Source organism: Fodinibacter luteus (genome assembly GCF_039541575.1).
Taxonomy (GTDB): Bacteria; Actinomycetota; Actinomycetes; order Actinomycetales; family Dermatophilaceae; genus Fodinibacter; species Fodinibacter luteus.
In genome coordinates this window covers 1-621 of sequence record NZ_BAABGM010000041.1, presented here as the reverse complement: position 1 = coordinate 621, position 621 = coordinate 1, and the positions used below count along the sequence as shown (strand labels likewise).

Genomic DNA, 621 nt, shown 5'->3' with positions numbered 1-621 from the left:
CGGGCTCGATGCGTGGGGTGCCCGGGGTGGAGGTGGTGTGCCGGGCGGCTTCGACGAGCCCGCTGACGCCCCCGGCCCAGGCCGGCACGGCGGGCAGGGTGGTGGTGTCGGCGACGATGACGACCTCGGTGCCGACGACGCGAACCCACACCTCGGCGCCGACCAGCCCGGGCGGGACGGAGTAGCGCACCGAGCCGAACCGCACGGTCTGGTCGGTGCCCACCACCCGGGTCGTGCCCAGCGCCATCGTGTGCGGCGAGGACGGCAGGGTGTGCAACCGGGCTCGTTCCTGCACGAGCGCGTCGGCCGGGACGCGGGCGGACTCGCGGTGCCTGCGGCCGTTGACCTTGGCCATGAACGCCTCGCACGCCGTGCGCAGCTGAGCGAAGGAGGCGTACTGCTCACCCAGGTTGGCCTGGGTCGGGACCAGGTCGGCCTTGGCGATCTTGACCGTCGCCTCGGTCCCGCCCTTGGACTGCGGGTCGTACGGGACGCAGGTGTGCACGGTCGTGCCGTAGTGCCGGGCCACGGCCACCAGGTCGGGGTGACGCACCGGGACACCGGCGACGTGGTCGATCGTCACCGTGCGGGCGTTATCGGTCAGCACGTAGGCCGGGGCCC

General features: G+C 73.6%; 1 protein-coding gene. It reads right to left on the bottom strand.

Translation table 11 applies throughout. From position 1 onward, the window contains the following. Positions 1–621 (bottom strand): Mu transposase domain-containing protein (locus tag ABD899_RS18875; protein ID WP_425474998.1); only part of this gene is annotated, 621 nt, incomplete at both ends.